The organism is Streptomyces sp. NPDC017979, assembly GCF_044328175.1.
GTDB lineage: Bacteria > Actinomycetota > Actinomycetes > Streptomycetales > Streptomycetaceae > Streptomyces.
The window spans coordinates 1-22,734 of sequence record NZ_JBIRGU010000014.1; the positions used below are offsets into that span (position 1 = coordinate 1).

The window sequence follows — 22,734 nt, forward strand, 5'->3', positions numbered from 1 at the left end:
AGGGGGGACCCTGTGGGAGAGTAGGACGCCGCCGAACAATTTTTGAGGAGAGGGCTCCACACTACGGTGTGGGGCCCTTTCCGCATTTCTAGACACTTTTCTCGGGAGAATGGTCGCCGGACAGGACCTGGCGACCATGTGTCTCCCGATTTTTAGAGCCGGCCGGCAGCTTTGAGCGTCAGGTAAGCGTCTGCAAGCGCCGGTGCAAGGTTCTCGGGCGTCGTGTCGACGACGGTCACCCCGTGCCGTTGCAACTGCTCGGCGGTGCGACGGCGCTGGGTCTGGGCTTGAGCGGCAGCTGCTGCCTCGTACACCGCCTCCACACTGCCCCGGGCCTTGGACATCTTCTCGACGTGCGGGTCGGCGACGGACGCCACGAGCACCGTGTGCCGCTGGGTCAGCTGAGCGAGCACCGGAAGCAGCCCTTCCTCGATGGGAGTCGCGTCGAGATTGCTCAGAAGCACGATCAGTGAACGGCGTGGTGCGCTTTTGAGCACCGCTGCGCTGAGGCCGCGGGCGTCCGTCTCGACGAGTTCGGGCTCCAGCGGGGCCAGGGCGTCGACCAGGGCCGGGAGCGTTTCGCTTGCAGATCGGCCGTGAACCTGGGCGCGGACGCGACGGTCGTAGGCCAGGAGGCCCACCCGGTCGCCGGCTCGGGACGCGAGCGCCGAGAGCAGCAGGGCGGCGTCCATGGAGGCGTCGAGACGGGGGACGTCGCCGACGCGACCCGCGGACGTGCGGCCGGTGTCGAGGACGAGGACGACGTGGCGGTCACGCTCCGGGCGCCAGGTGCGTACGGCGACGTCGGCCTGGCGGGCCGTGGCGCGCCAGTCGATGGAGCGCGTGTCGTCGCCCGGGACGTAGTCACGGAGGCTGTCGAATTCGGTGCCCTGGCCTCGGATGAGCGTGCTGGTGCGGCCGTCCAGCTCCCGCAGGCGGGCCAGCCGGGACGGCAGGTGCTTGCGACTGGTGAACGGTGGAAGCACGCGTACGGTCCACGGCACCTGGTGGCTGCTCTGGCGGGCGGCAAGGCCGAGGGGACCGTAGGAGCGCACGGTGACCCGGTCCGCGTGGCGGTCGCCACGGCGAGCGGGGCGTAGTGCGGTCGTGATGCGCCGACGCTCGCCGGCCGGGACGGTGAGGCGGCTCCGGGACCCGGCCTGTTCGGTGCCGGCTTCCCAACTGCTGGGTGGCCAGGCGTCGCGGACCTGGGCGCGCAGCATCCGCTTGGACGCGTTGGTGATGCTGAGCTGTACGTCCGCCCGTTCCCCGAGTCGAACTCTTGTTTCACCGCTTCGAGTGAATCGGAGCGATCGCACTGGCGCGGCGAGGGCGTAGTCGCACAAGATTGCTAGAGACAGCGGTGCGTTCACCGCCAGCATTCCCGTCCAACTGGGCGCGAGGATGCCGACGGGGAGCGAGCCGATGGCGGCGAGGAGCGCGGTTCTTCCGGTGAGGGCCATGGGCTCGCTCTCAGCGGGGAACGGGGACGTGACTCAGGAGCGCGGTGATGACGGAGTCAGTGGTGACTCCTTCCATCTCCGCTTCGGGCCGGAGCTGGATCCGGTGTCGCAGGGTGGGCAAGGCCAGTGCCTTGACGTCATCGGGGATGACGTAGCCGCGACCGGTCAGCCAGGCCCAGGCACGTGCTGCGGAGAGCAGCGCGGTGGCGCCTCGGGGCGATGCGCCGAGGGTGAGCGAGGGGGATTCACGCGTGGCACGACAGATATCTACGACGTAGCCGGCGATCTCGGTTGACACCGCGGTCCTGGCGACAGCGGCCCGGGCCGCTTCCAGGTCCGCGGGGCCCGCGACGGGGCGAACACCTGCGCTCTGGAGGTCCCGGGGGTTGAAGCCCTCGGCGTGGCGGGTCAGGACGCTGATCTCGTCCTGACGGGACGGCAGCGGGACGATCAGCTTCAGCAGGAACCGGTCCAGTTGCGCCTCGGGCAGGGGGTAAGTGCCCTCGTACTCGACGGGGTTCTGGGTTGCTGCGACGAGGAAGGGCTCCGGGAGCGGACGCGGCGTGCCGTCGACCGTCACCTGTCGCTCTTCCATGGCCTCCAACAAGGAGGACTGGGTCTTGGGCGGTGTGCGGTTGATCTCGTCGGCGAGCAGCAGATTGGTGAAGACCGGGCCCGGCTGGAAGGAGAACTCCGCAGTGCGGGCGTCGTAGACCAGCGAACCGGTGATGTCGCCGGGCATCAGATCGGGGGTGAACTGAACGCGCTTGGTGTCGAGTTGCAGGGATGCGGCCAGCGCCCGCACGAGGAGGGTCTTGGCGACGCCGGGCACCCCTTCCAGCAGGACGTGACCCCGGCAGAGCAGGGCCACGACGAGCCCGGTGACTGCGGGGTCCTGGCCGACGACGGCCTTGGCGATCTCCGTGCGGAGGGACTCCAGGGATGCGCGGGCGCCGTCCGAGGTCGTGGTCGTCTCGGGGGACGGGGCACTCATGAGGTGCGTACCTCTCTTTCGAGGGCGTCGAGTTGGTCTGCCAGGCGGACGAGGGCGGCGTCGTCCGCCGGCGGTGGTCCGAAGAGCAGGAGCGCCGGGCCCTGGTCACCGGGGTCGGTGCGGGCCGCGACGGCGGGGAGGAGGACGTCGGGGGAGTGGGCGTGGGCCGAGGCGATGCCGAGGAGGGGTGCCAGTCGTTCGCGTGTGGCTGCGCGCAGCACGTCCGCTGCTCGGTCGCGGGCTTTCGCCTGGTGGTACAGCCGGGCTCTGCCCTCGGTGGTCTCGGAGGCGCGGATGGACACGGGCAGGCGCTCGGTGACCAGGGGGCCCAGTCGGTGGGCGCGCCAGACGGCCGCGAGGGCGGCTGCGACGAAGAGCTGGAAGGAGGCCCAGAGCCAGCCGGAGGGGAGCAGGTCGAGGAAGGACTCGTCACCGCCGTCGGGTGCGGTGGAGCCGTCGCTCAAGGAGGGGAGGTACCAGACCAGATGGCTGCGGGAGCCGAGGAGTTGCAGGGCGAGGGAGGCGTTGCCGTTCTTGTCCAGGCGCTCGTTGTGGAGGAGGTCGGGAGCGCCGAGCACCACGGTGTCGCCTTCGCCCGAGTCGGTCCTGACGAGGGTGGGCAGGCCGTCGACGGGATAGCAGCCGTCGACGCCTGGACCGTCGGCGACGGCGTACTGCTCGCCGCCGAGGTCGACGTCCCCGGCGTTGCGGGCCGCGGGCAGCGAGCACTTGGGGGCCAGGGCCGTGACCCGGGTCGTCGACGTGGACCGGACGCCGGGCGCGAGGGTGTCCAGGGAGGTGGGGCCGGGGGCCACGAGGACGGTGCGTCCACCGGAGGTGTTGGCTGCCTTCCGCAGGGCCCGCTGTTGGCTGTCGGTCAGGAGGTCGGGGGCGGCGACAAGAAGCGTGGAGTCGGGGCCGACGGCGGTCGTGGCCTCGCGGAGGGTGGTGGCGACGCGGACGGTGACGCCGCGGTCCGCAAGGAGTTCGGCGACGGCGCGGCTGCCGGAGCGGTCGGCGGAGCGCGGGTCGAGGCTGCCGTGCCGGTCGCCGGAGCGCATCGCGGCGATGACGACCCCGGCGGTGATCAGGACGGCAAGTCCGAGCAGCAGCCCACGGGCGCGCGTCCACATTTGGCGGCCCGTGGGGGACAGGGACGTGGTGCTGGGGGCGGCCCTGGTCACTCGGCTGCTCCAAAGGACGGCTCGACCAGGTGTGGCTTGGTGCGCTCCAGTTCGAGGTCCAGGCTGCGCAGCCGGTGGTACGCGTGCTGGTCGGCCGTTCGGCCGCCGTATGTGACGTCGTCGAACTCCCGGGCCGCGGCTAGGAGGTCCGCGGAAAGGGTCGGGAGCGACCGGCCGCCCTCGGCGGCGGCTTCGTCGGCGGTGCGGCCCGGACGGAGGTCGAGGAGGGCGCGTTCCTCCAGGCCGCGGACGATCGCCCGCATGCGTTCCTGGACGGCTGCGCTCCAGCGGCCCGCTGCGGCGTGGGCCTCCGCGGCGGCTCGGTGTTCTACGGCGCTTCGGGGGGAGTCGTCGAAGAGTGGCGACGCCGACGCGGGGATGCGCCGGGGCGTGCCCAGGCGCCACCACAGGGCGCCGACCAGGGCGATGGCCATCAGGACGATGACGACGAGCCCGACCGTGCCGCCGGGGGCGGCGGTGGAAGCGGCGCCGAAGAGTTCGTCGACCCAGTCCCAGAAGTCGTTGACGGCCTGCTGGAGGGGGTTCGGATCGTTCTCGTGGTACATCGGCTTGGTGAGCTCCCGCCGTGCCGCTTCGCGTGCGGGGTCGCGGGAGACGTCCACCGGTATGTCCCCGTCGGCGCGCACCAGAGTGCCTGCCGCCGCTCCCCCCGTGGCGAACACGTCATTGGCTCCCGGTGGTCGCGCCGGGCGGCGGCTCGGTGCCGTAGCCGGGAAGACCGGCGGCGCGGCCGAGTTCGATGTCCAGGGCCTCGCGGCGGATCCGCTGGTCGATGTAGAGGAGCACGTACACGCCGGCGGTGATCGGGTAGGTGATCGACGAGGCGATCACCGCACCGATGCCCGTGATGATCAGGTACATCCAGCTGTAGTCGGGGATGTCACCGGAGACGAAGCCGCTCACGCCGCCGTCGTCCGCCGCCAGGGCCGCGATGCTGAAGGGGATCGCGATGATCATCGAGACGATGAGGGAGAGCAGCGTCGTCAGCACGACGATGCCGAAGGTGCGCCACCAGGAGCCGCTGACCAACTTGGCGGACCGCCGCATGGCTGCGAAGACGCCCTGACGCTCCAGCATCAGTGCGGACGGCGCCAGGGTGAACCGGACCATGAGCCAGATCGCCACCGGGAGCGCCGCGATGATCCCGAGCACCGCGAGGGCCGCGCCTCCCGCACCGCCCAGGGCCATGCCCGGCAGGGCGGCGACGGTGACGATGGCCGCCGCGATGAGTGGCAGCAGCAGGGTCACCGCGAGGAGTTGGGGCAGCCGGGGGCGGGCTTCCTGCCAGGCTTCGGCGATCGTCACGGGCTTGCCGAGCACCGAGCGGCTGATGACCATCGTCAGCAGCGCCGTGGTGAAGAGGGTCGCGATCAGCCCGATGATCATCATGGGGATCGTGGACAGCATCGTCGACTGGAGGGAGTCGACGGCCTGGCGCAGGGCTTCCTCGCCGTCGGCGTCGGAGTCGATCTCCAACGGCTCGGGCATCAGGTAGCGGGTGACGAGGATGTTGCCGATCTCGGCGATCACGGAGACGGTGATCGTGATGCCGAGCACCGTGCGCCAGTGCGTCCGCAGGGTGGACACCGCGCCGTCGAGGATCTCACCCACGCTCAGCGGGCGCAGCGGGATGACACCGGGCTTCGCCGCGGGCGGTGCGCCCCAGCCGCCGTGGTGCTGCGGCCCGCCCCAGCCGGGGCCGGGCTGCGGTGGAGGAGGAGCGGACCACTGGCCGGCGGGCGGCTGCTTGCTGGACCAGTTCGAGGCGGGGCCGGTCTGGTCGACGGGCTCCGCGGGGCGGGGCACCTGGGCGCCCTGGCCTTCGTCCTGGCCCTGTCCCCGTCCCTCGGAAGGAGCAGATCCGGGCGAGGCCCAGCCCGGAGTGTCGTTCACGGTCGTCCACCTCGTGTGTCGGTATCGGCGCCGGCTCGGCGAGCCGGCGTCTGCGGGGTGCCCGTCCGCACAAAGAATCGGCAGGCTGGCAGCCATCGTGCCACGCACGGTCCAACCGTGGGCCGGCGGCCGGGTGCCGATCACGCCTTCTCTGGGCGTTCGTCACCGGGCAGACTGGTCGGATGGCTGATCAGTACGCGCAACGGCGGGCCGGAGCGGAGCCGCAGCAGCTCCCGGTCATTCGCTGGGAAGAGCCGGTGGACGGGCCTGTTCTGGTGCTCCTCGACCAGACCAGACTGCCCGCTGAGGAGGTGCTGCTGGCTTGTGCCGACGTCCCCGCGCTGGTGCGGGCGATCCAGACGTTGGCCGTGCGGGGCGCACCGCTGCTGGGCATCGCGGGCGCCTACGGTGTGGCGCTCGCCGCGGCCCGCGGGGACGACGTGGAAGAAGCCGCTGCTCTGCTGGCACAGTCGCGGCCCACCGCGGTGAACTTGGCGTACGGGGTGCGCCTGGCGGCCGCCGCCCACCGGGAGGCCCTGGGCGGGGCCGCCGATCCCGCGCGCGCGGCCCTCGCCGCCGCCCGGGAGCTGCACCGCCAGGACGCGGAGGCGAGTGTGCGGATGGCCGCTCACGGCCTGGCCCTGCTCGATGAGTTGCTGCCCGACGGAGCGCATCGGATCCTGACCCACTGCAACACCGGTGCGCTGGTGTCGGGCGGCGAGGGCACGGCGCTGGCGGTGGCGCTCGCCGCCCACCGCGCCGGCCGGCTGCAGCGGCTGTGGGTGGACGAGACCCGTCCGCTGCTCCAGGGCGCTCGGCTGACCGCGTACGAGGCGGCACGCGCCGGCATGCCGTACACCTTGCTGACGGACAACGCCGCCGGTTCGCTGTTCGCGGGCGGGGAGGTGGATGCTGTCCTCATCGGCGCGGACCGCATCGCTGCCAACGGTGCGGTCGCGAACAAAGTGGGTAGCTACCCGCTGGCCGTGCTGGCGAAGTACCACCGGGTGCCGTTCGTCGTCGTCGCGCCGACCACGACGATCGACCTCGCCACCCCGGACGGGGCGGCCATCGAGGTCGAGCAGCGGGCCGCGCACGAGGTGACGGAGATCCTTCCGCCACAGGCGAGCGGGGCCCCGGGGAGCCCGGCCGGCGGCGTTCGGCTTGCGCCGCGGGGAACACAGGCGTACAACCCTGCATTCGATGTGACTCCACCGGAACTGGTGACCGCGATCGTGACCGAGGAAGGTGCGTTGTCGCCGGTCACGGGGGACGGGGTGGCACAGCTGTGTGCCAGGTCACGACAGGTAACGATGAGCTAATGGGATGATGTCGGTTATGAAGGGACGAGTCCTTGTCGTCGACGACGACACCGCACTGGCCGAGATGCTCGGCATCGTGCTGCGTGGAGAAGGTTTCGAGCCGTCGTTCGTGGCGGACGGCGACAAGGCGCTCGCCGCGTTCCGGGAAGCCAAGCCGGACCTGGTGCTGCTCGACCTGATGCTGCCCGGGCGGGACGGCATCGAGGTGTGTCGGTTGATCCGGGCCGAGTCCGGGGTGCCGATCGTGATGCTCACGGCGAAGAGCGACACGGTGGACGTGGTGGTCGGCCTGGAGTCCGGGGCCGACGACTACATCATCAAGCCGTTCAAGCCCAAGGAGCTCGTGGCGCGCATCAGGGCGCGGCTGCGGAGGTCCGAGGAGCCCGCGCCGGAGCAGCTGACCATCGGTGACCTGATCATCGACGTGGCGGGGCATTCGGTGAAGCGGGGCGGGCAGTCGATCGCGCTCACCCCGTTGGAGTTCGACCTGCTGGTGGCGCTGGCACGCAAGCCGTGGCAGGTGTTCACCCGTGAGGTGCTGCTGGAGCAGGTGTGGGGGTACCGGCACGCCGCGGACACCCGGCTGGTGAACGTGCACGTCCAGCGTCTGCGCTCCAAGGTCGAAAGGGACCCGGAGCGCCCGGAGATCGTGGTGACCGTCCGTGGTGTCGGTTACAAGGCGGGACCGAGCTGACGTGCCCGGCGGCAGCGCTGCTCCGCAGCCCGGGGAGTCGGGGGCCGTGAAGGGGCGGGCTGCTGCCGGACCGGAGCAGGGGACGGCCGGGCCGCTGTGGCTCGGCCGGCTGCTGCGCGGTCGGCGTGCGGGACAGGACGGCGAGCCCAGCAGGTTGCTGTTGCGCATCCTGCTGCGCTGGGTGCGGCGACCGTTGCTGCCCGCGATTCGGCTGTGGCGGCGCAACATCCAGCTGCGGATCGTCGTGATGACGCTGCTGATGTCGGTCGGCGTCGTGGTGCTGCTGGGGTTCGTCGTCATCGGGCAGGTGCGCAACGGCCTGCTCGACGCCAAGCGGGAGTCGGCGCGCAGCCAGGCCGCGGGCGGGTTCGCCGTTGCGCGGGAGGCCGCCGACATGCCGACGGCACCCGGCGGGCCGGACGGCGCGGGTCAGGACAGTTCGGCCGCCTCCGGTTCATGGCGCACGGACCTGGTGCAGCGGCTGGCGAGCGGCGGCCAGGGCGCCTTCCACGTGGTCGCGCTCAGCGTGGACGCGGAGTCGATGGGCGCCCGCGCGGCCCGTACGTCCGGCGACATGGACCCCGCGTCCATCCCGGACCGGCTGCGGCAGGACGTCCGCAAGGGCAGCAAGAGCTACGAGACGTACATCAGGATCACGTACAACAACGGAGAGTCACCGGCCGAGCCGGGGCTTGCCGTGGGTACGCAGCTCAACGACGCGGAGGACCAGCCGTACGAGCTGTACTACGTCTTCCCACTGGCGCAGGAGGAGCAGTCGCTCAACCTCGTCAGGGGGACGCTGGCCACCGCGGGGCTCTTCCTCGTCGTGCTGCTCGGGGCGATCGCGTGGCTGGTCGTGCGGCAGATCGTCACGCCCGTGCGGATGGCGGCCGGGATCGCCGAGCGGTTGTCCGCGGGCCGGCTCCAGGAGCGGATGAAGGTCACCGGCGAGGACGACATCGCCCGCCTCGGTGAAGCGTTCAACAAGATGGCGCAGAACCTACAGCTCAAGATCCAGCAGTTGGAGGAGCTGTCGCGGATGCAGCGGCGCTTCGTCTCCGACGTCTCGCACGAGTTGCGCACCCCGCTGACGACCGTGCGCATGGCGGCCGACGTCATCCACGAAGCGCGCAGTGACTTCGATCCGGTGACGGCGCGCTCGGCGGAGTTGCTGGGCGATCAGCTCGACCGTTTCGAGTCGCTGCTGTCCGACCTGCTGGAGATCAGCCGGTTCGACGCGGGAGCGGCGGCGCTGGACGCCGAGCCGATAGACCTGCGCGAGGTGGTGCGGCGGGTGATCGGCGGTGCCGAGCCGCTGGCCGAGCGCAAGGGCACTCGGATACGCGTCATCGGCGACGACCAGCCCGTCGTCGCCGAGGCCGACCCCCGGCGCGTCGAGCGGGTCCTGCGGAACCTGGTCGTCAACGCTGTGGAGCACGGCGAGGGCCGGGACGTCGTGGTCCGGCTGGCGGCGGCGGGCGGGGCCGTCGCGGTGGCCGTACGGGACTACGGCGTAGGGCTGAAGCCGGGCGAGGCGACCCGGGTGTTCAACCGCTTCTGGCGGGCCGACCCGGCGCGGGCGCGCACCACGGGCGGCACCGGGCTCGGGCTGTCGATCGCGGTGGAGGACGCCCGGCTGCACGGCGGCTGGCTCCAGGCGTGGGGGGAGCCGGGCGGCGGTTCGCAGTTCCGGCTCACCCTGCCGCGTACGGCGGACGAACCGTTGCGGGGCTCCCCGATACCCCTGGAGCCGGAGGACTCCCGGCAGAGCCGGGAACGCGCCGCGTCGGATGGCGCCGGCGGTGGCAAGAGCAAGATCCAGGAGCGGCCACGGGCGCACGGCGTCGCCCAGGGGCACCGGCTGACGTCCGTACCGGTGCAGCACGCTTCGGGCGCCCGCTCGGCGCTCCCGGTGCCGCCGCCGGCCGCACCGCCCGAGGTGGATCCGACGGCGCTGCCGGGGAGCGGTGCGCGGGTGGTGGCCCGTCCGGTCGGACCACCTGCCGGCCCGCCGTCGGAATCGATCACGGATCCGCTGGCAGATCCGTCTTCGGACACGCCTTCGGGTTCGCTCGCGGACTCGTCGTCGGACTCGTCGTTGGACTCGTCTTTGGAAGCGGACCGGGAGGACACGACGCGTGGGCGCTGAATCTCGTGGGGGCCGCCGGTTGCGGCTGCGGTTGGGGGCGGCCCTCGGCGGGAGCGGGGTGCTGCTGGCGGGGTGTGCGTCGATGCCCGACAGCGGGGACATCCACGCCGTCAAGGCGTCGCCGAGGGCGGACGCGCAGGTGCGGGTGTACCCCGTGCCGCCCCGCAACGGCGCCGAGCCGAGGGAGATCATCAGCGGCTTCCTTGAGGCGATGACCAGCGATGACGCCGACTTCGGCACTGCTCGTACGTATCTGTCGCGGAAGATCGCGAGCAAGTGGCAGCCGGAGGCCCAGACGACGGTGCTGACGGCGGCGCCCACCACGCGGGACGCGCCGCGACGGGACAGCCAGGAGAGCCAGGGATACACGTTTCCGCTGGTCGGCACGCGTATAGCGACGGTCAACTCGCAGTTGGAGTACGAGGCCGAAACCCCCGCCGAACACAGCTGGAACATCCACGTGTCGAAGAACGGCGAAGGGGAGTGGCGGATCGATTCGCTGCCGGACGGCCTGGTGCTCGGCCTGTCCGACTTCCAGCGCAACTACCGATCGGTGAACAAGTACTACTTCGCCAGCGATCGGGCGAAGGTCGTGGCCGACCCGGTCTTCATCAGGCAGCGGGTGGATCCGGTCACCGGGATGGATCCGGTGACGCAGGCGGTCAAGGCGCTGCTGGACGGGCCGACGAACTGGTTGAAGCCGGTGGTGGAGTCGCCCTTCCCGAGCGGTACGGCCCTGAAGGAGGGCGTCACTTCGCTGACGATCGACGACCGTGACGTGCTGAAAATACCGCTCAACGAGAAGGCGGCGAACACGGGCCGCGCGCAGTGCAACAAGATGGCCGTGCAGATCATGTTCACGCTGAAGGACCTGTCGTCGGCCAATGTGGACCAGGTGGAGTTGCAGCGGGCGGACGGCTCGCAGCTGTGCGTGTTCTTCAACGGGCGGGAGAAGCAATACGCGCCGGACAGCGGGGCTGCTGGGAGCGAGGTGCGGCAGTACTTCGTGAACGACAAGCGGCAACTGGCCGTGTTGAACGGCAGCGGGAGCGACGGCAGCGTGCCGGAGCCGGTCCAGGGACCGTTCGGCGAGGGGCACGTGCCGGTGGGGGTGGCCGCGGTCTCGCGGGAGAACGAGCGCACCGCCGCCGTGGTCTCGCCCGACAGGTCGAAGCTGCACGTTGCGCCCATCACGGCCCCGAGCCCGCCCAAGCCCCCCGTGGTGACCAGCAGCGGCAAGACGGAGAACGACCGGCTCACGGCGCCGAGCTGGGACGGGCTCGGAGATCTGTGGGTGGCCGACCGCAACCCCGGAGGGGCGAAGTTGCTGAGGCTGCCGTCCGGCGGCGGAGTGCCCCAGGAGGTCCCGATCGTGCCCGGGCTGGACGGTGCGCGGATCAGCTCGCTGAAGGTCTCGGCGGACGGGGCGAGGATCGCGCTGCTGCTGGAGAAGGACGGCAAGACGACGTTGCAGATCGGGCGGGTGGAGCGGTCGGGGACGGGGGACGGAGCAGCGGTCTCGGTGGCCCATCTACGGGCCGCGGCACCGCAGATGGAGACCGTCACGGCCGTCTCCTGGGCCGGGGCCAGCCGTCTCGTCCTGGTTGGCAGGGAGGCCGGTGGCGTGCCGCAGGTGCGCTACATCCAGACGGACGGCTCGACGCCCGCGGGGAGCGTGCTGCCCGGTCTGAACTCGGTGAAGTCGGTGACCGCGTCCGACATCGAGGGCCGTCCCCTGGTGGCGTACTCGCAGGACGACGGCATCGTGCGGCTGCCGCCCGGGGGGAACTGGCAGACGGTGGACACGACGGGCTCGTTCCCGATCTACCCCGGCTGATCACCCCATTGCCTTGTTGAGAAAACAGCAGGTCAGATGGATGCTGCGGGAGTTATCCACAGGGGTGGCGGGCTGCTGCGGTTCCGGGCACAGTGGAGTGCATGCGGGGGTGGTGGCAGGAGATCTCCGGCCTGGTGCTGCCGGCCGCATGCGGTGGCTGCGGCATCCCGCGCACGCCACTGTGCGAAGAGTGCGCGCATGAGCTGTACGGCTCCGCTGCGCGCCGGGCGACACCGGATCCCGAGCCCGACGGGATGCCGGAGGTGCATGCGGCAGCGGGATACGTCGACGCGGTGCGCGCGGTGCTCCTGGCCCACAAGGAGCGGGGTGTGTTGGGGCTGGCCCGACCCTTGGGAGTGGCGCTCGCAGGGGCCGTGCGGGCGGCGGTGCGGGATGGCTGGGTGAGTCGTGGCGGGGTGAGTTGCGGCGGTGGGCGGGACGGGCCTGAGCCCGATGGCGGGGTGCTCGATGCCGTGGGGTTCAGCGGTGCGGGACTCGACGGCTCGGTGTTCGACGGTGGTGACGAGTGGCAGGGGGCGCCGCTGCTGCTCGTGCCGGTGCCTTCGGCGCGGCGTGCGGTGCGGGCCCGCGGGCACGACGCGACACGACGGATCGCCCGGGCAGCGGCGGGCGAGTTGCGGCGTACGGGCCGGCAGGCGCGCGCACTGCCGGTGCTGCGACAGCTCCGCCCCGTGGCCGACCAGGCGGGCCTCACGGCTCGGGAGCGGGCGGAGAACGTCTCCGGGGCACTGAGTGCGGTGAGTGGGGCCGGACGGCTCCTGGCGGGCGGTCGGGTGGTGCTGGTGGACGACCTGATGACGACGGGTGCGTCTCTTGCGGAGGCGGCCAGGGCGCTGGGAGAGGCGCTTGACGAGGCAGGAGCCGGGCCCTGGCGGGCTCCGGTGAGCGCCGCGGTGGTGGCCGCACCGGTCAGCGCGCTGGCCTTGCGCTAACGGGACGGGAGGCGAAGGAAAGGGCGGTGAGCGCGGCAAGCGCGTCAAGGGTTGTGCGAAGTGCCCAAGACAAGCTGCGGAAACTGTTGAATCAGAAGGGATTGGAGTGAACTGAAGAGAATCTGGGAAAGCGGAACTTAAAGATCACGCACAAACGTTGGTCTGGGTGACAGGTGAAACGGTCCGTGTCCGCCCAAACGGACGTACGCGCTGGTAGCGGGTGCCGACACCCGCTCGATGGGGCTATGTTCGGTGGTGTGGAGTGCGGAATGAGGTCCCGTGCCTCACCGAATGCACTGCCGTCCCTCGCGGGCGGGGATTCGGGGCTGCGAAAACCTCGAAAGTTGGTGGGGTGGGGATCTTGTCGACTGGGGAGGAGGAGGTGAAAGTCGCCTAGTCCGAGGCTCCGGTTCACAACCGGGGTCTGGTGCAAGAGGGAAACGCTCCGCGTCCGCTGTGACAGCGGGGCAATCCGGGAACGGAGTTCTGCGTGGACATCGTCGTCAAGGGCCGCAAGACCGAGGTGCCGGAGCGGTTCCGCAAGCACGTGGCCGACAAGCTGAAGCTGGACAAGATCCAGAAGCTCGACGCCAAGGTGATCAGCCTGGACGTCGAGGTGTCCAAGGAGCACAATCCGCGGCAGGCCGACCGTTCGGACCGAGTGGAGATCACGCTCCGCTCCCGCGGCCCGGTGATCCGGGCCGAGGCATCGGCCAGCGACCCCTACGCAGCGCTTGACCTGGCCACGGGCAAGCTGGAAGCGCGGCTGCGCAAGCAGCACGACAAGCGGAGCGACCGCCGTGGCAATGGTCGACTGTCGGCGGCAGAAGTGCCCGACGTCGTCCCCAACGTCGCCGAACTGAATGCGAACGGGCAGCCCGTCGCACACACATCGGAATCCATTCCCACCACCAAGATCGGTTCGCTCGAAGTGCAGGGCGAAGGGCCGCTGATCGTCCGCGAGAAGGTGCACACCGCGGCCCCGATGACGCTCGACCAGGCGCTCTATGAAATGGAGCTGGTCGGACACGACTTCTATCTCTTCGTCGACTCGGAGACGAAGCAGCCCAGTGTCGTCTATCGGCGACACGCCTATGACTACGGCGTCATCCACCTGGAGACGGACCCCCTGGCCGGGTCCCCGGCCGGCGGCGCCGGAGGAGCGCTCGGCGGCTGACACCGGCCCCGTTCACCACGGGTGACCGAGTGACGATGCCCCCGGGAGCGCCCCGTGCGCCCTCGGGGGCACCACCGTGCGCCCACAGGATCACCGCAGTGACGGTCAGGCATGAAAGCATGGCGTCACGGCCAACCGGTGTGTCACGCAACGGCGTTGGCTGATGGAACATGACCGTCAGGCCCTGATCTCAGGGGAGGAACGATGCCGGACAGCTTCGGACCGGTGCACCACCAAGCGGCCGGTGCCCGGGACACGGCCGTCGAGGTCGCCGCGAGCGGCCACCGAGCCGAGCCGATCCGAGTCCTCGTGGTGGACGACCACGCCCTCTTCCGTAGAGGGTTGGAGATCGTCCTCGCTCAGGAGGAGGACATCCAGGTCGTCGGCGAGGCCGGTGACGGTGCGGAGGCCGTCGACAAGGCCGCGGACCTGCTGCCCGACATCGTGCTGATGGATGTCCGGATGCCACGGCGGGGCGGCATCGAGGCGTGCACCTCGATCAAGGAGGTGGCCCCCAGTGCGAAGATCATCATGTTGACGATCAGCGACGAGGAGGCCGACCTCTACGACGCGATCAAGGCGGGGGCCACCGGGTACCTCCTCAAGGAGATCTCCACGGACGAGGTCGCCACCGCGATCCGAGCGGTGGCCGACGGGCAGTCGCAGATCAGCCCGTCCATGGCGTCCAAGCTGCTCACCGAGTTCAAGTCGATGATCCAGCGCACGGACGAGCGTCGGCTCGTGCCGGCGCCCCGGCTCACCGACCGGGAGCTCGAAGTGCTCAAGCTGGTCGCCACCGGCATGAACAACCGGGACATCGCCAAGGAGCTGTTCATCTCCGAGAACACGGTGAAGAACCACGTCCGCAACATCCTGGAGAAGCTCCAGCTGCACTCCAGGATGGAGGCCGTGGTCTACGCGATGCGGGAGAAGATCCTGGAGATCCGCTAGGGCAGGTCCGGGAAGGAGCGCCGTTCGGGCGTCCGGCGGTGTGCGTCGGGCGCCCGTCGCCTGCGTGGGGCGGTGGCGGGGTCAGGACAGGGCGGCGACGAGGGGGGCGGCCCACTCGGGGCGGTCGACGCGCTCGACCCGTACCGCGTCGCAGCCGACCCACTCGGCCGCCTCCCGCAGCGCCTGGGCCATGGGCGCGATGGCCTTGGCTGACTCCAGCGAGACCTGCTTGGCCACCAAAGTCCGGCCCTCGCGCGCCGGGTCGACCCGGCCCAGCAGCCGGCCGCCCGACAGCAGCGGCATCGCGAAGTACCCGTGCACGCGCTTGGGCTTGGGGACGTACGCCTCCAGGCGGTGGCTGAAGCCGAAGATCCGCTCCGTGCGGGCCCGTTCCCAGATCAGGGAGTCGAAGGGGGACAGCAGCGTCGTGCGGTGCCGGCCGCGCGGCGCGGTGGCCAGCGCCTCGGGGTCGGCCCAGGCCGGCTTGGCCCAGCCCTCGACCGCGACCGGCACCAGACCGGAGTCCGCGACGACCGCGTCGAACTGCTCGCCCTTCAGCCGGTGGTAGTCAGCGATGTCCGCGCGCGTGCCGACGCCCAGGGCCCGGCCGGCGAGGCGGACGAGCCGGCGCAGGCACTCCGCGTCGTCCAGCTCGACGCCGAGCAGGGCGTCCGGGACCGCGCGCTCCGCGAGGTCGTACACCCGCTTCCAGCCGCGCCGCTCGACGCAGACCACCTCGCCGTACATCAGCGCGCGCTCCACGGCGACCTTGGAGGCGGACCAGTCCCACCACTCCCCGCCGTTCTTCGCGCCGCCCAGCTCCGTCGCGGTCAGCGGGCCCTCGGTGCGCAACTGCTTGATCACCGTGTCGTACACGCCGTCGGGCAGGTCGTGGTACCACTGCGGGCGGGCGCGGTAGGCGCGCCGGCGGAAGCCGAAGTGCGGCCACTCCTCGACGGGGAGGATGCACGCGGCGTGCGACCAGTACTCGAAGCTGTGGCCCTCGGTCCAGTACGCCTCGTCGACCGTCGTGCGGCCGACGGCGCCCAGCCGGGCGTAGGGCACGAGTTCGTGGGAGCGGGCGAGCACCGAGATCGTGTCCAACTGGACCGCCCCCAGGTGGCGCAGGACGCCCCGCACGCCGGCACGCCGGTCCGGTGCGCCCATGAAGCCCTGGGCGCGCAGGGCTATGCGGCGGGCTTCGTCGGCGGACAACTCGGCAACGGGAGGCGGCGGCGTCGTCATGCTCCGAACGATAGAGGGTGCCACTGACAGCCCACCCGGCGCGGTTTCACCGCCGGGCCGGGGCGGCCGGGAGGTAGGCGTACGCGCTCTGCATCCCCAGGTCGGACGGCAGCAAGGAGCCCACCCAGACGTCCCGCAGGCTGCCGTTGTTCAGCAGGGAAGCCCGGAGCTCGCCCTCGACCGTGAAGCCCGCGCGCACCGCGACCGCCCGGGACGCGGCGTTGCCGACCTCGGCCCGCCACTCCAGGCGCGTCGCCGCCAGCCGGGAGAAGGACCAGCGGGCCAGCGCGTCCACCGCCTCCGTCATGATCCCGCGGCCCCGGTACTGCTCCCCGAGCCAGAAGCCCACCTCCCACGTGCCCGAGAGGGTGCGGAGCGTGACCGCCACGGAGGCCATGATCGACCCGCCGCCCGCCGGGACGACGGCGAAGGTGAACATCGTCCCCGTGCGCCAGCCCTCCGGCACCATCTGTCCGACGAAGTCGATCGCGTGCTGCCGCTCGTAGGGGGAGGGGATCGTCGTCCACCGCTGGATGTCGGCGTCCTGGCAGAGCCGGTACACCTCGTCGGTGTCGTCCTCGGTGAAGCTGCGCAGCAGCAGTCGCTCGGTGGTGAGTGTGATGGGCTCCATGACCGGATTCTTCACGGGCCCCGCACCGGAGGCGAGCACTTTTCGTGCCGCACCGGCACCTTCCGCGCGTCCCGTGCGTTCACATGGGGAGCGCGGACCGCCCGGGACGGGTGCGGACCTCCCGAGCCGGCGTGGTCCTCGCTTACGATGGCCGTTGCGGTGGGGCCCGCCTGCCGTGCCCGTGCCCGAGTCCCCACGACCCAGCCAGGCCCGAATCGGCAAGGAGACCAGCCTCAGTGTCCGTCTTCAACAAGCTCATGCGTGCAGGCGAAGGCAAGATCCTGCGCAAACTGCACCGCATCGCGGACCAGGTCAACTCCATCGAAGAGGACTTCGTCAGCCTCTCCGACGCCGAGTTGCGGGCGCTCACGGAAGAGTACAAGGAGCGGTTCGCCAGCGGTGAGAACACCCTGGACGACCTGCTTCCGGAGGCGTTCGCCACCGTCCGTGAAGCCGCCAAGCGCGTCCTCGGCCAGCGCCACTACGACGTACAGCTGATGGGCGGCGCCGCGCTGCACCTCGGCTACGTCGCGGAGATGAAGACCGGTGAGGGCAAGACCCTCGTCGGCACCCTCCCCGCCTACTTGAACGCGCTCTCCGGCAAGGGCGTCCACCTGATCACGGTCAACGACTACCTGGCCGAGCGCGACTCCGAGATGATGGGTCGCGTCCACAAGTTCCTGGGTCTGGACGTCGGCTGCATCCTGGCGAACATGACGCCCGCGCAGCGCCGCGAGCAGTACGCCTGCGACATCACCTACGGCACGAACAACGAGTTCGGCTTCGACTACCTCCGCGACAACATGGCGTGGTCCAAGGACGAGCTCGTCCAGCGCGGACACAACTTCGCCATCGTCGACGAGGTCGACTCGATCCTCGTCGACGAGGCCCGTACGCCGCTGATCATCTCCGGCCCCGCCGACCAGGCCACCAAGTGGTACGGCGACTTCGCCAAGCTCGTCACCCGCCTGACCAAGGGCGAGGCCGGCAACCACCTCAAGGGCATCGAGGAGACCGGCGACTACGAGGTCGACGAGAAGAAGCGCACCGTCGGCATCCACGAGTCGGGCGTGGCCAAGGTCGAGGACTGGCTGGGCATCGACAACCTCTACGAGTCGGTGAACACCCCCCTCGTCGGCTACCTGAACAACGCCATCAAGGCGAAGGAACTGTTCAAGAAGGACAAGGACTACGTCGTCATCGACGGCGAAGTCATGATCGTCGACGAGCACACCGGCCGCATCCTCGCCGGTCGCCGCTACAACGAGGGCATGCACCAGGCGATCGAGGCGAAGGAAGGGGTGGACATCAAGGACGAGAACCAGACCCTCGCCACGATCACCCTGCAGAACTTCTTCCGCCTCTACGGCAAGCTCTCCGGCATGACCGGTACGGCGATGACCGAGGCCGCCGAGTTCCAGCAGATCTACAAGCTCGGCGTCGTCCCCATCCCGACGAACCGGCCGATGGTCCGCATGGACCAGTCCGACCTGATCTACCGCACCGAGGTCGCCAAGTTCGCCGCCGTCGTCGACGACATCGCGGAGAAGCACGAGAAGGGCCAGCCGATCCTGGTCGGCACGACCTCCGTCGAGAAGTCGGAGTACCTGTCGCAGCAGCTCAGCAAGCGCGGCGTGCAGCACGAGGTGCTGAACGCCAAGCAGCACGACCGGGAGGCGATCATCGTCGCCCAGGCCGGCCGCAAGGGCGCCGTCACCGTCGCGACGAACATGGCCGGCCGCGGTACGGACATCAAGCTCGGCGGCAATCCGGACGACCTCGCCGAGGCGGAGCTGCGTCAGCGCGGCCTCGACCCGGTCGAGCACGTCGAGGAGTGGGCGGCGGCGCTGCCGGCCGCGCTGGAGAAGGCCGAAGGGGCCGTGCGCGCGGAGTTCGAGGAGGTCACCGACCTCGGCGGGCTGTACGTGCTGGGCACCGAGCGCCACGAGTCCCGCCGCATCGACAACCAGCTCCGCGGCCGTTCCGGCCGACAGGGCGACCCCGGCGAGTCCCGCTTCTACCTCTCCCTCGGCGACGACCTGATGCGGCTGTTCAAGGCCCAGATGGTCGAGCGCGTCATGGCGATGGCGAACGTCCCGGACGACGTCCCGATCGAGAACAAGATGGTCACCCGCGCCATCGCCTCCGCCCAGTCCCAGGTGGAGCAGCAGAACTTCGAGACGCGGAAGAACGTCCTCAAGTACGACGAGGTGCTCAACCGCCAGCGCGAGGTCATCTACGGCGAGCGCCGCCGCGTCCTGGAGGGCGAGGACCTCCAGGAGCAGATCCAGCACTTCATGAACGACACCATCGACGCCTACATCCAGGCGGAGACGGTCGAGGGCTTCGCCGAGGAATGGGACCTGGACCGACTGTGGGGCGCCTTCAAGCAGCTCTACCCGGTCAAGGCCACCATCGAGGAGCTGGAGGACGCCGCGGGCGACCGCGCCGGGATCACCGCCGACTTCATCGCGGAGTCCATCAAGGAGGACATCCACGAGCAGTACGAGGCGCGGGAGAAGCAGCTCGGCTCCGAGATCATGCGCGAGCTGGAGCGCCGCGTGGTGCTCTCCGTCCTCGACCGCAAGTGGCGCGAGCACCTCTACGAGATGGACTACCTCCAGGAGGGCATCGGTCTGCGCGCCATGGCGCAGAAGGACCCCCTGGTCGAGTACCAGCGCGAGGGCTTCGACATGTTCACGGCCATGATGGACGGCATCAAGGAGGAGTCCGTCGGCTATCTGTTCAACCTGGAGGTCCAGGTCGAGCAGCAGGTCGAGGAGGTTCCGGTGGAGGACGCGGAGCGCCCTTCGCTGGAGAAGAAGGACGCCGTGCCGGCGGCGCGCCCGGAGATCCGTGCCAAGGGCCTGGAGGCCCCGCAGCGCCCGGACCGGTTGCACTTCTCCGCCCCCACGGTGGACGGCGAGGGCGGTGTCGTCGAGGGCGACTTCGAGACCGCCGAGAACCGCACCGCGTCCGGCTCGGGTGACGGGATGACGCGCGCCGAGCGGCGCAAGGCGCAGAAGGGCGGCGGGCGCCGCCGCAAGAAGTAGCCAGGTGACCGCCCTGCGAACGCGGGGCGGTGCGTGACGGCGGCCGGGCCGGACTTCCGACGGGGAGTCCGGCCCGGCCGCCGTCGTGCTGCGCGGGCTCAGGGCGCCGCAGCCCGGTCGCCGCCCAGCTCGACCGCGGAGCAGCGCCAGCGGCGGTCGTCGGGGTCCTGCTCCAGCCGGAAGGCCATGGCGCGCACCCGTTCGCCCGCGCTGATGCGGGCGAACGCCTCGATGACGCCGGGCCCGGGGCGGAACTCCCCGCAGTGGCGCACGACGGGCATCACGCGCTCGCCGGGGCGCAGCGGGGCGCCCGGGGCGAGCCGTACGAGCTGCTCGTACGCCTCGCCCATGGTGTGGCCGAGCATCCAGTGCACCGGGCGCTGGCCGCTGAGGACGGCGAGGAGGCGTTCGGCGAACCAGTAGTGGGGCTTGTCGCTGCGCTGGGGGCGGGCCGGTGCGGAGGGGGTGCCGCGGCCGGGGCCGCGGCGATCGCGCCGTCCGCCGGGGCGGGTCCCGGCGGCCGTCCCCGTCCGTCCGGGCGGCCTGCCCGGTGCCCTGCCCGCCGGCTCGGGCGCACTGCCGGCCGCGCCGGCCGTTCCTCCGGCCGTTCTCTCCGCGAGCCCGCCCGCCGTCCCGGCTGGAGCCGTTCCGGGCGTTCCGTAAGCTCCGCCTGTTTCGTCCATCTGTATCGCCCCCGTCCGCTCGGGCCCGGCTCGACCGCGGCCGATACCGGGCGGTAACTGCGCTCGGTGACCTTCTACGGGCCGGCGCGCGCCGGTCGCAACGGGGTGCCGGGGCGGCCGGGGGCGCCGCCCGATTCACCTATCCGGGTGATCGCGGGGCGTGGGCAGGGCAGACGGCCCGGGATCCGGGCTCCCCGGAGTGGACGGTTCCGCCCTGCTGGACCGGCAGTCCGAAGGGGGACCGCGCACGTATCCTGAGGTGCGTCTTCCGACTACGAAAGCGGCCAGCCATGCGCGTCTACGTCCCTCTGACCCTCGCCGGACTCGCGCAGGCGCACCAGCGCGGGGAGCTGGGCCCGGGGCCGGTGACGGCGTACGGAGTCACCCCCGGACTGCGCGAGTGGTACGTATCGGACGACATCGAGGAGCTGGAGTACGCGGCGCTCAGCCGGGCGGCCGCCGCGTCGCTGCGGATGATCGCGGGCGCGCCGGACGCGGCCCGCCGCCGGGTCGTCGTCGCCGTCGACGTGCGGGACCAGGACGCCTCCGTCGACCCCGATCGGGCCCTGGACGCGACGTCCCTCGGTGAGGTGCGGATCGCCGCGGCGGTGCCGTTGTCGCTGGCCGCGGCGGTGCACGTGGACGCCGACGACGCCGTGGCCGACGTCTCGGCGGCGGCGGGCGCGCTGGGCGCGGCGGACCAGGGCGACGACGACGCCCAGTTCACGGTGGACGGTGCCGAGGACCACGAGCTGCTCTGGTACGGGGTGCAGGAGATCCCCAACCTGGTGGGCTGACCCCGCCGGCTGTCGTACCCGGCGGGTACGGTTGATCGACATGGGGAAGCAATCGGGGAGTCATCTGGTCTGGGACTGGAACGGCACGTTGCTGGACGACGTGACCGCGGTCGTCGGTGCGACGAACGCGGCGCTGGAGGTCGTCGGCCTCGACGCCATCACCGTCGTGCAGTACCGCGAGTGGTACCAAGTGCCGATCCCGCGGTTCTACGAGCGGATGCTCGGGCGGCTGCCGACGGACGCGGAGTGGCAGGCGATGGACGACGTCTTCCAGCGGGCCTATCTGGAGCACCGCGTGGGGTGCGGGCTCACGCAGGGCGTCGAGGAGCTGTTGCGCGACTGGCAGGGCGCCGGCCGCAGCCAGTCGCTGTTGAGCATGCACACGCACGACGACCTGGTCCCGACGGTGCGGAGCTTCGGCATCGAGAGCCACTTCATACGGGTCGACGGCCGCAAGGGGCCCTCGGGCCCGTCCAAGGCGGACTCCATGGAGCGCCACCTCACGGCGCTCGCCGCCACGGTGTCCGTCGAGCGCACCGTGGTGATCGGCGACGCGGCGGACGACGCGGTGGCGGCGGCGCACGTGGGGGCGCTGGCCGTGCTGTACACGGGCGGTTCGCACAGCCGGGCCAATCTGGAGGCGACGGGCGCACCGGTGGTGGACTCCCTCGCGGAGGCGGTCGAGCTGGCCACCGGCCTGACGCGCTGAGTCCGCGCCGCGGCCCGGCGCCGGGGCGCGCGAGCCCAGCAGGATCCGGAAGAGCGGGCCGAGGGAGGCCCGGGTCGGGTCAGCCCTTGGTGCGCAGCACCTTGAGGAACTCGCGCATCCACATCGGGTGGTCGGGCCAGGCGCGGGAGGAGACGACGGTGCCGTCGACGACGGCCGCGGAGTCCTGGAAGGTGGCGCCCGCGGCCTGCATGTCCAGTTCGAGTGCGGGGTACGCGGTGACGCGGCGGCCCTCCAGGCTGCCGATGGCGGCCGTCAGCAGCGGGCCGTGGCAGATCTGGGCGACGGGCTTGTCCGCGTCGAAGAAGGACTTGAGGATCTTGCGCAGCTCGGGGTCGTTGCGCAGGTACTCCGGGGCCCGTCCGCCCGGGATGACCAGGGCCGCGTACTGGCCCGGCTCGACCTCGGAGAAGGCGAGGTCGGCCGGCCAGGTGTAGCCGGGCTTCTCGGTGTAGGTGTCGAAGCCGGGCTCGAAGTCGTGCACGACGAACTGCAACTTCTTGCGGGCGGGGGCGGCGATGTGGACCTCGTAGCCCTCCTCCAGCAGCCGCTGGTAGGGGTAGAGCACCTCCAGGGACTCTGCGGCGTCGCCGGTGACGATGAGGACCTTCGTTGCCATGTCTGCTCCCGGTGTGGAGTCGGGCGGTGACCGTGCGGTGGCGGGGACGGGCCGGTGAGGGCGAGCCGGCCGGTGGAGCCGTCCGGGTGCCTGCCCGCCCGCCCCGTTCCTTCCTTGTCGCTGTGCAGAGTGTCAAACTTCCGACCCTGCTTTTGTACACATAAGGCCCATGACGGTGACCGGGTGCGGGGGGATAGCCTGGAGCCGTGATCAGTGCGATACGCCCTGGGGGCAGCGAAGCCCCCGGCCGTCGCCCGGCGCGAGGACGCAGCCGGGCGATCGCTGGTCCCCGTGTGCCGACCCCATTGTTGAATTCTGTTGAATTTCGTCGATTGTGGCTC

General features: G+C 70.9%; 19 protein-coding genes. 10 read left to right on the forward strand and 9 right to left on the reverse strand.

Going from position 1 to position 22,734, the window contains the following annotated elements:
• Positions 1-152: 152 nt before the first annotated feature.
• From ACH4E8_RS28520 to ACH4E8_RS28540, 5 genes are read right to left on the reverse strand one after another with little or no spacing between them, the layout of a single operon-like run.
• On the reverse strand, positions 153-1,463 hold the full coding sequence (locus ACH4E8_RS28520) for a DUF58 domain-containing protein (RefSeq protein WP_398453479.1): 1,311 nt from the start codon (positions 1,461-1,463) through the stop codon (positions 153-155).
• 10 nt (positions 1,464-1,473) lie between these two features.
• Positions 1,474-2,457 carry an AAA family ATPase gene (locus ACH4E8_RS28525; protein WP_398453482.1) on the reverse strand — a complete coding sequence of 328 codons (984 nt, stop codon included), beginning with the start codon at positions 2,455-2,457 and terminating at the stop codon, positions 1,474-1,476.
• Complete coding sequence (locus ACH4E8_RS28530) at positions 2,454-3,590, reverse strand: DUF4350 domain-containing protein (protein ID WP_398453936.1); 1,137 nt, start codon at positions 3,588-3,590, stop codon at positions 2,454-2,456. The genes ACH4E8_RS28525 and ACH4E8_RS28530 overlap by 4 nt, the downstream gene beginning before the upstream one ends.
• A 47-nt stretch (positions 3,591-3,637) precedes the next feature.
• Complete coding sequence (locus ACH4E8_RS28535; protein ID WP_398453484.1) at positions 3,638-4,324, reverse strand: DUF4129 domain-containing protein; 687 nt, start codon at positions 4,322-4,324, stop codon at positions 3,638-3,640.
• Position 4,325: 1 nt separating this feature from the next.
• Positions 4,326-5,555, reverse strand: coding sequence for a hypothetical protein (locus ACH4E8_RS28540; RefSeq protein ID WP_398453487.1), 1,230 nt, complete (start codon positions 5,553-5,555; stop codon positions 4,326-4,328).
• A gap of 182 nt (positions 5,556-5,737) precedes the next feature.
• Between ACH4E8_RS28540 and mtnA the strand changes: the two genes are divergently transcribed.
• From mtnA to ACH4E8_RS28575, 7 genes are all read left to right on the forward strand, one after another.
• Positions 5,738-6,877 (forward strand): S-methyl-5-thioribose-1-phosphate isomerase, encoded by a 1,140-nt coding sequence (gene mtnA, locus ACH4E8_RS28545; RefSeq protein WP_398453488.1) that lies wholly within the window; start codon positions 5,738-5,740, stop codon positions 6,875-6,877.
• 4 nt (positions 6,878-6,881) lie between these two features.
• Positions 6,882-7,571 carry a two-component system response regulator MtrA gene (mtrA, locus tag ACH4E8_RS28550; RefSeq protein WP_398453490.1) on the forward strand — a complete coding sequence of 230 codons (690 nt, stop codon included), beginning with the start codon at positions 6,882-6,884 and terminating at the stop codon, positions 7,569-7,571.
• A gap of 46 nt (positions 7,572-7,617) precedes the next feature.
• Positions 7,618-9,720 carry an MtrAB system histidine kinase MtrB gene (gene mtrB / locus ACH4E8_RS28555; RefSeq protein WP_398453492.1) on the forward strand — a complete coding sequence of 701 codons (2,103 nt, stop codon included), beginning with the start codon at positions 7,618-7,620 and terminating at the stop codon, positions 9,718-9,720.
• A complete protein-coding gene (locus tag ACH4E8_RS28560; RefSeq protein WP_398453495.1) occupies positions 9,710-11,557 on the forward strand; it encodes an LpqB family beta-propeller domain-containing protein in 1,848 nt (615 codons plus the stop codon). Before mtrB ends, ACH4E8_RS28560 begins: the two co-directional genes overlap by 11 nt.
• 101 nt (positions 11,558-11,658) lie before the next feature.
• A complete protein-coding gene (locus tag ACH4E8_RS28565; protein WP_398453498.1) occupies positions 11,659-12,510 on the forward strand; it encodes a ComF family protein in 852 nt (283 codons plus the stop codon).
• A gap of 490 nt (positions 12,511-13,000) precedes the next feature.
• Entirely contained in the window at positions 13,001-13,687 is a 687-nt protein-coding gene (gene hpf / locus ACH4E8_RS28570; RefSeq protein ID WP_398453501.1) for a ribosome hibernation-promoting factor, HPF/YfiA family, read from the forward strand.
• Between the two features lie 204 nt (positions 13,688-13,891).
• Positions 13,892-14,638 (forward strand): response regulator transcription factor, encoded by a 747-nt coding sequence (locus ACH4E8_RS28575; protein ID WP_361535039.1) that lies wholly within the window; start codon positions 13,892-13,894, stop codon positions 14,636-14,638.
• Between the two features lie 81 nt (positions 14,639-14,719).
• On the opposite strand, the gene ACH4E8_RS28580 is transcribed toward ACH4E8_RS28575, so the two are convergent.
• Together ACH4E8_RS28580 and ACH4E8_RS28585 are read right to left on the reverse strand one after the other, a co-directional pair.
• Positions 14,720-15,883, reverse strand: a complete 1,164-nt coding sequence (locus ACH4E8_RS28580; protein ID WP_398453503.1) for a winged helix-turn-helix domain-containing protein — start codon at positions 15,881-15,883, stop codon at positions 14,720-14,722.
• 46 nt (positions 15,884-15,929) lie between these two features.
• A complete protein-coding gene (locus ACH4E8_RS28585; RefSeq protein WP_398453506.1) occupies positions 15,930-16,514 on the reverse strand; it encodes a GNAT family N-acetyltransferase in 585 nt (194 codons plus the stop codon).
• 236 nt (positions 16,515-16,750) lie between these two features.
• Between ACH4E8_RS28585 and secA the strand changes: the two genes are divergently transcribed.
• Entirely contained in the window at positions 16,751-19,567 is a 2,817-nt protein-coding gene (gene secA / locus ACH4E8_RS28590) for a preprotein translocase subunit SecA (protein WP_398453509.1), read from the forward strand.
• A gap of 98 nt (positions 19,568-19,665) precedes the next feature.
• On the opposite strand, the gene ACH4E8_RS28595 is transcribed toward secA, so the two are convergent.
• The gene (locus ACH4E8_RS28595) at positions 19,666-20,250 is read right to left on the reverse strand and encodes an Rv3235 family protein (protein WP_398453511.1); all 585 of its coding nucleotides are present in this window, start codon (positions 20,248-20,250) and stop codon (positions 19,666-19,668) included.
• 290 nt (positions 20,251-20,540) lie between these two features.
• On the opposite strand from ACH4E8_RS28595, the gene ACH4E8_RS28600 reads away from it, so the two are divergent.
• Together ACH4E8_RS28600 and ACH4E8_RS28605 are read left to right on the forward strand one after the other, a co-directional pair.
• Positions 20,541-21,047 (forward strand): DUF6912 family protein, encoded by a 507-nt coding sequence (locus tag ACH4E8_RS28600; RefSeq protein ID WP_398453513.1) that lies wholly within the window; start codon positions 20,541-20,543, stop codon positions 21,045-21,047.
• 40 nt (positions 21,048-21,087) lie between these two features.
• Positions 21,088-21,756 (forward strand): HAD family hydrolase, encoded by a 669-nt coding sequence (locus ACH4E8_RS28605; protein ID WP_398453515.1) that lies wholly within the window; start codon positions 21,088-21,090, stop codon positions 21,754-21,756.
• Positions 21,757-21,835: 79 nt separating this feature from the next.
• On the opposite strand, the gene ACH4E8_RS28610 is transcribed toward ACH4E8_RS28605, so the two are convergent.
• Positions 21,836-22,393 (reverse strand): DJ-1/PfpI family protein, encoded by a 558-nt coding sequence (locus tag ACH4E8_RS28610; protein ID WP_398453517.1) that lies wholly within the window; start codon positions 22,391-22,393, stop codon positions 21,836-21,838.
• Positions 22,394-22,734 lie beyond the last annotated feature (341 nt).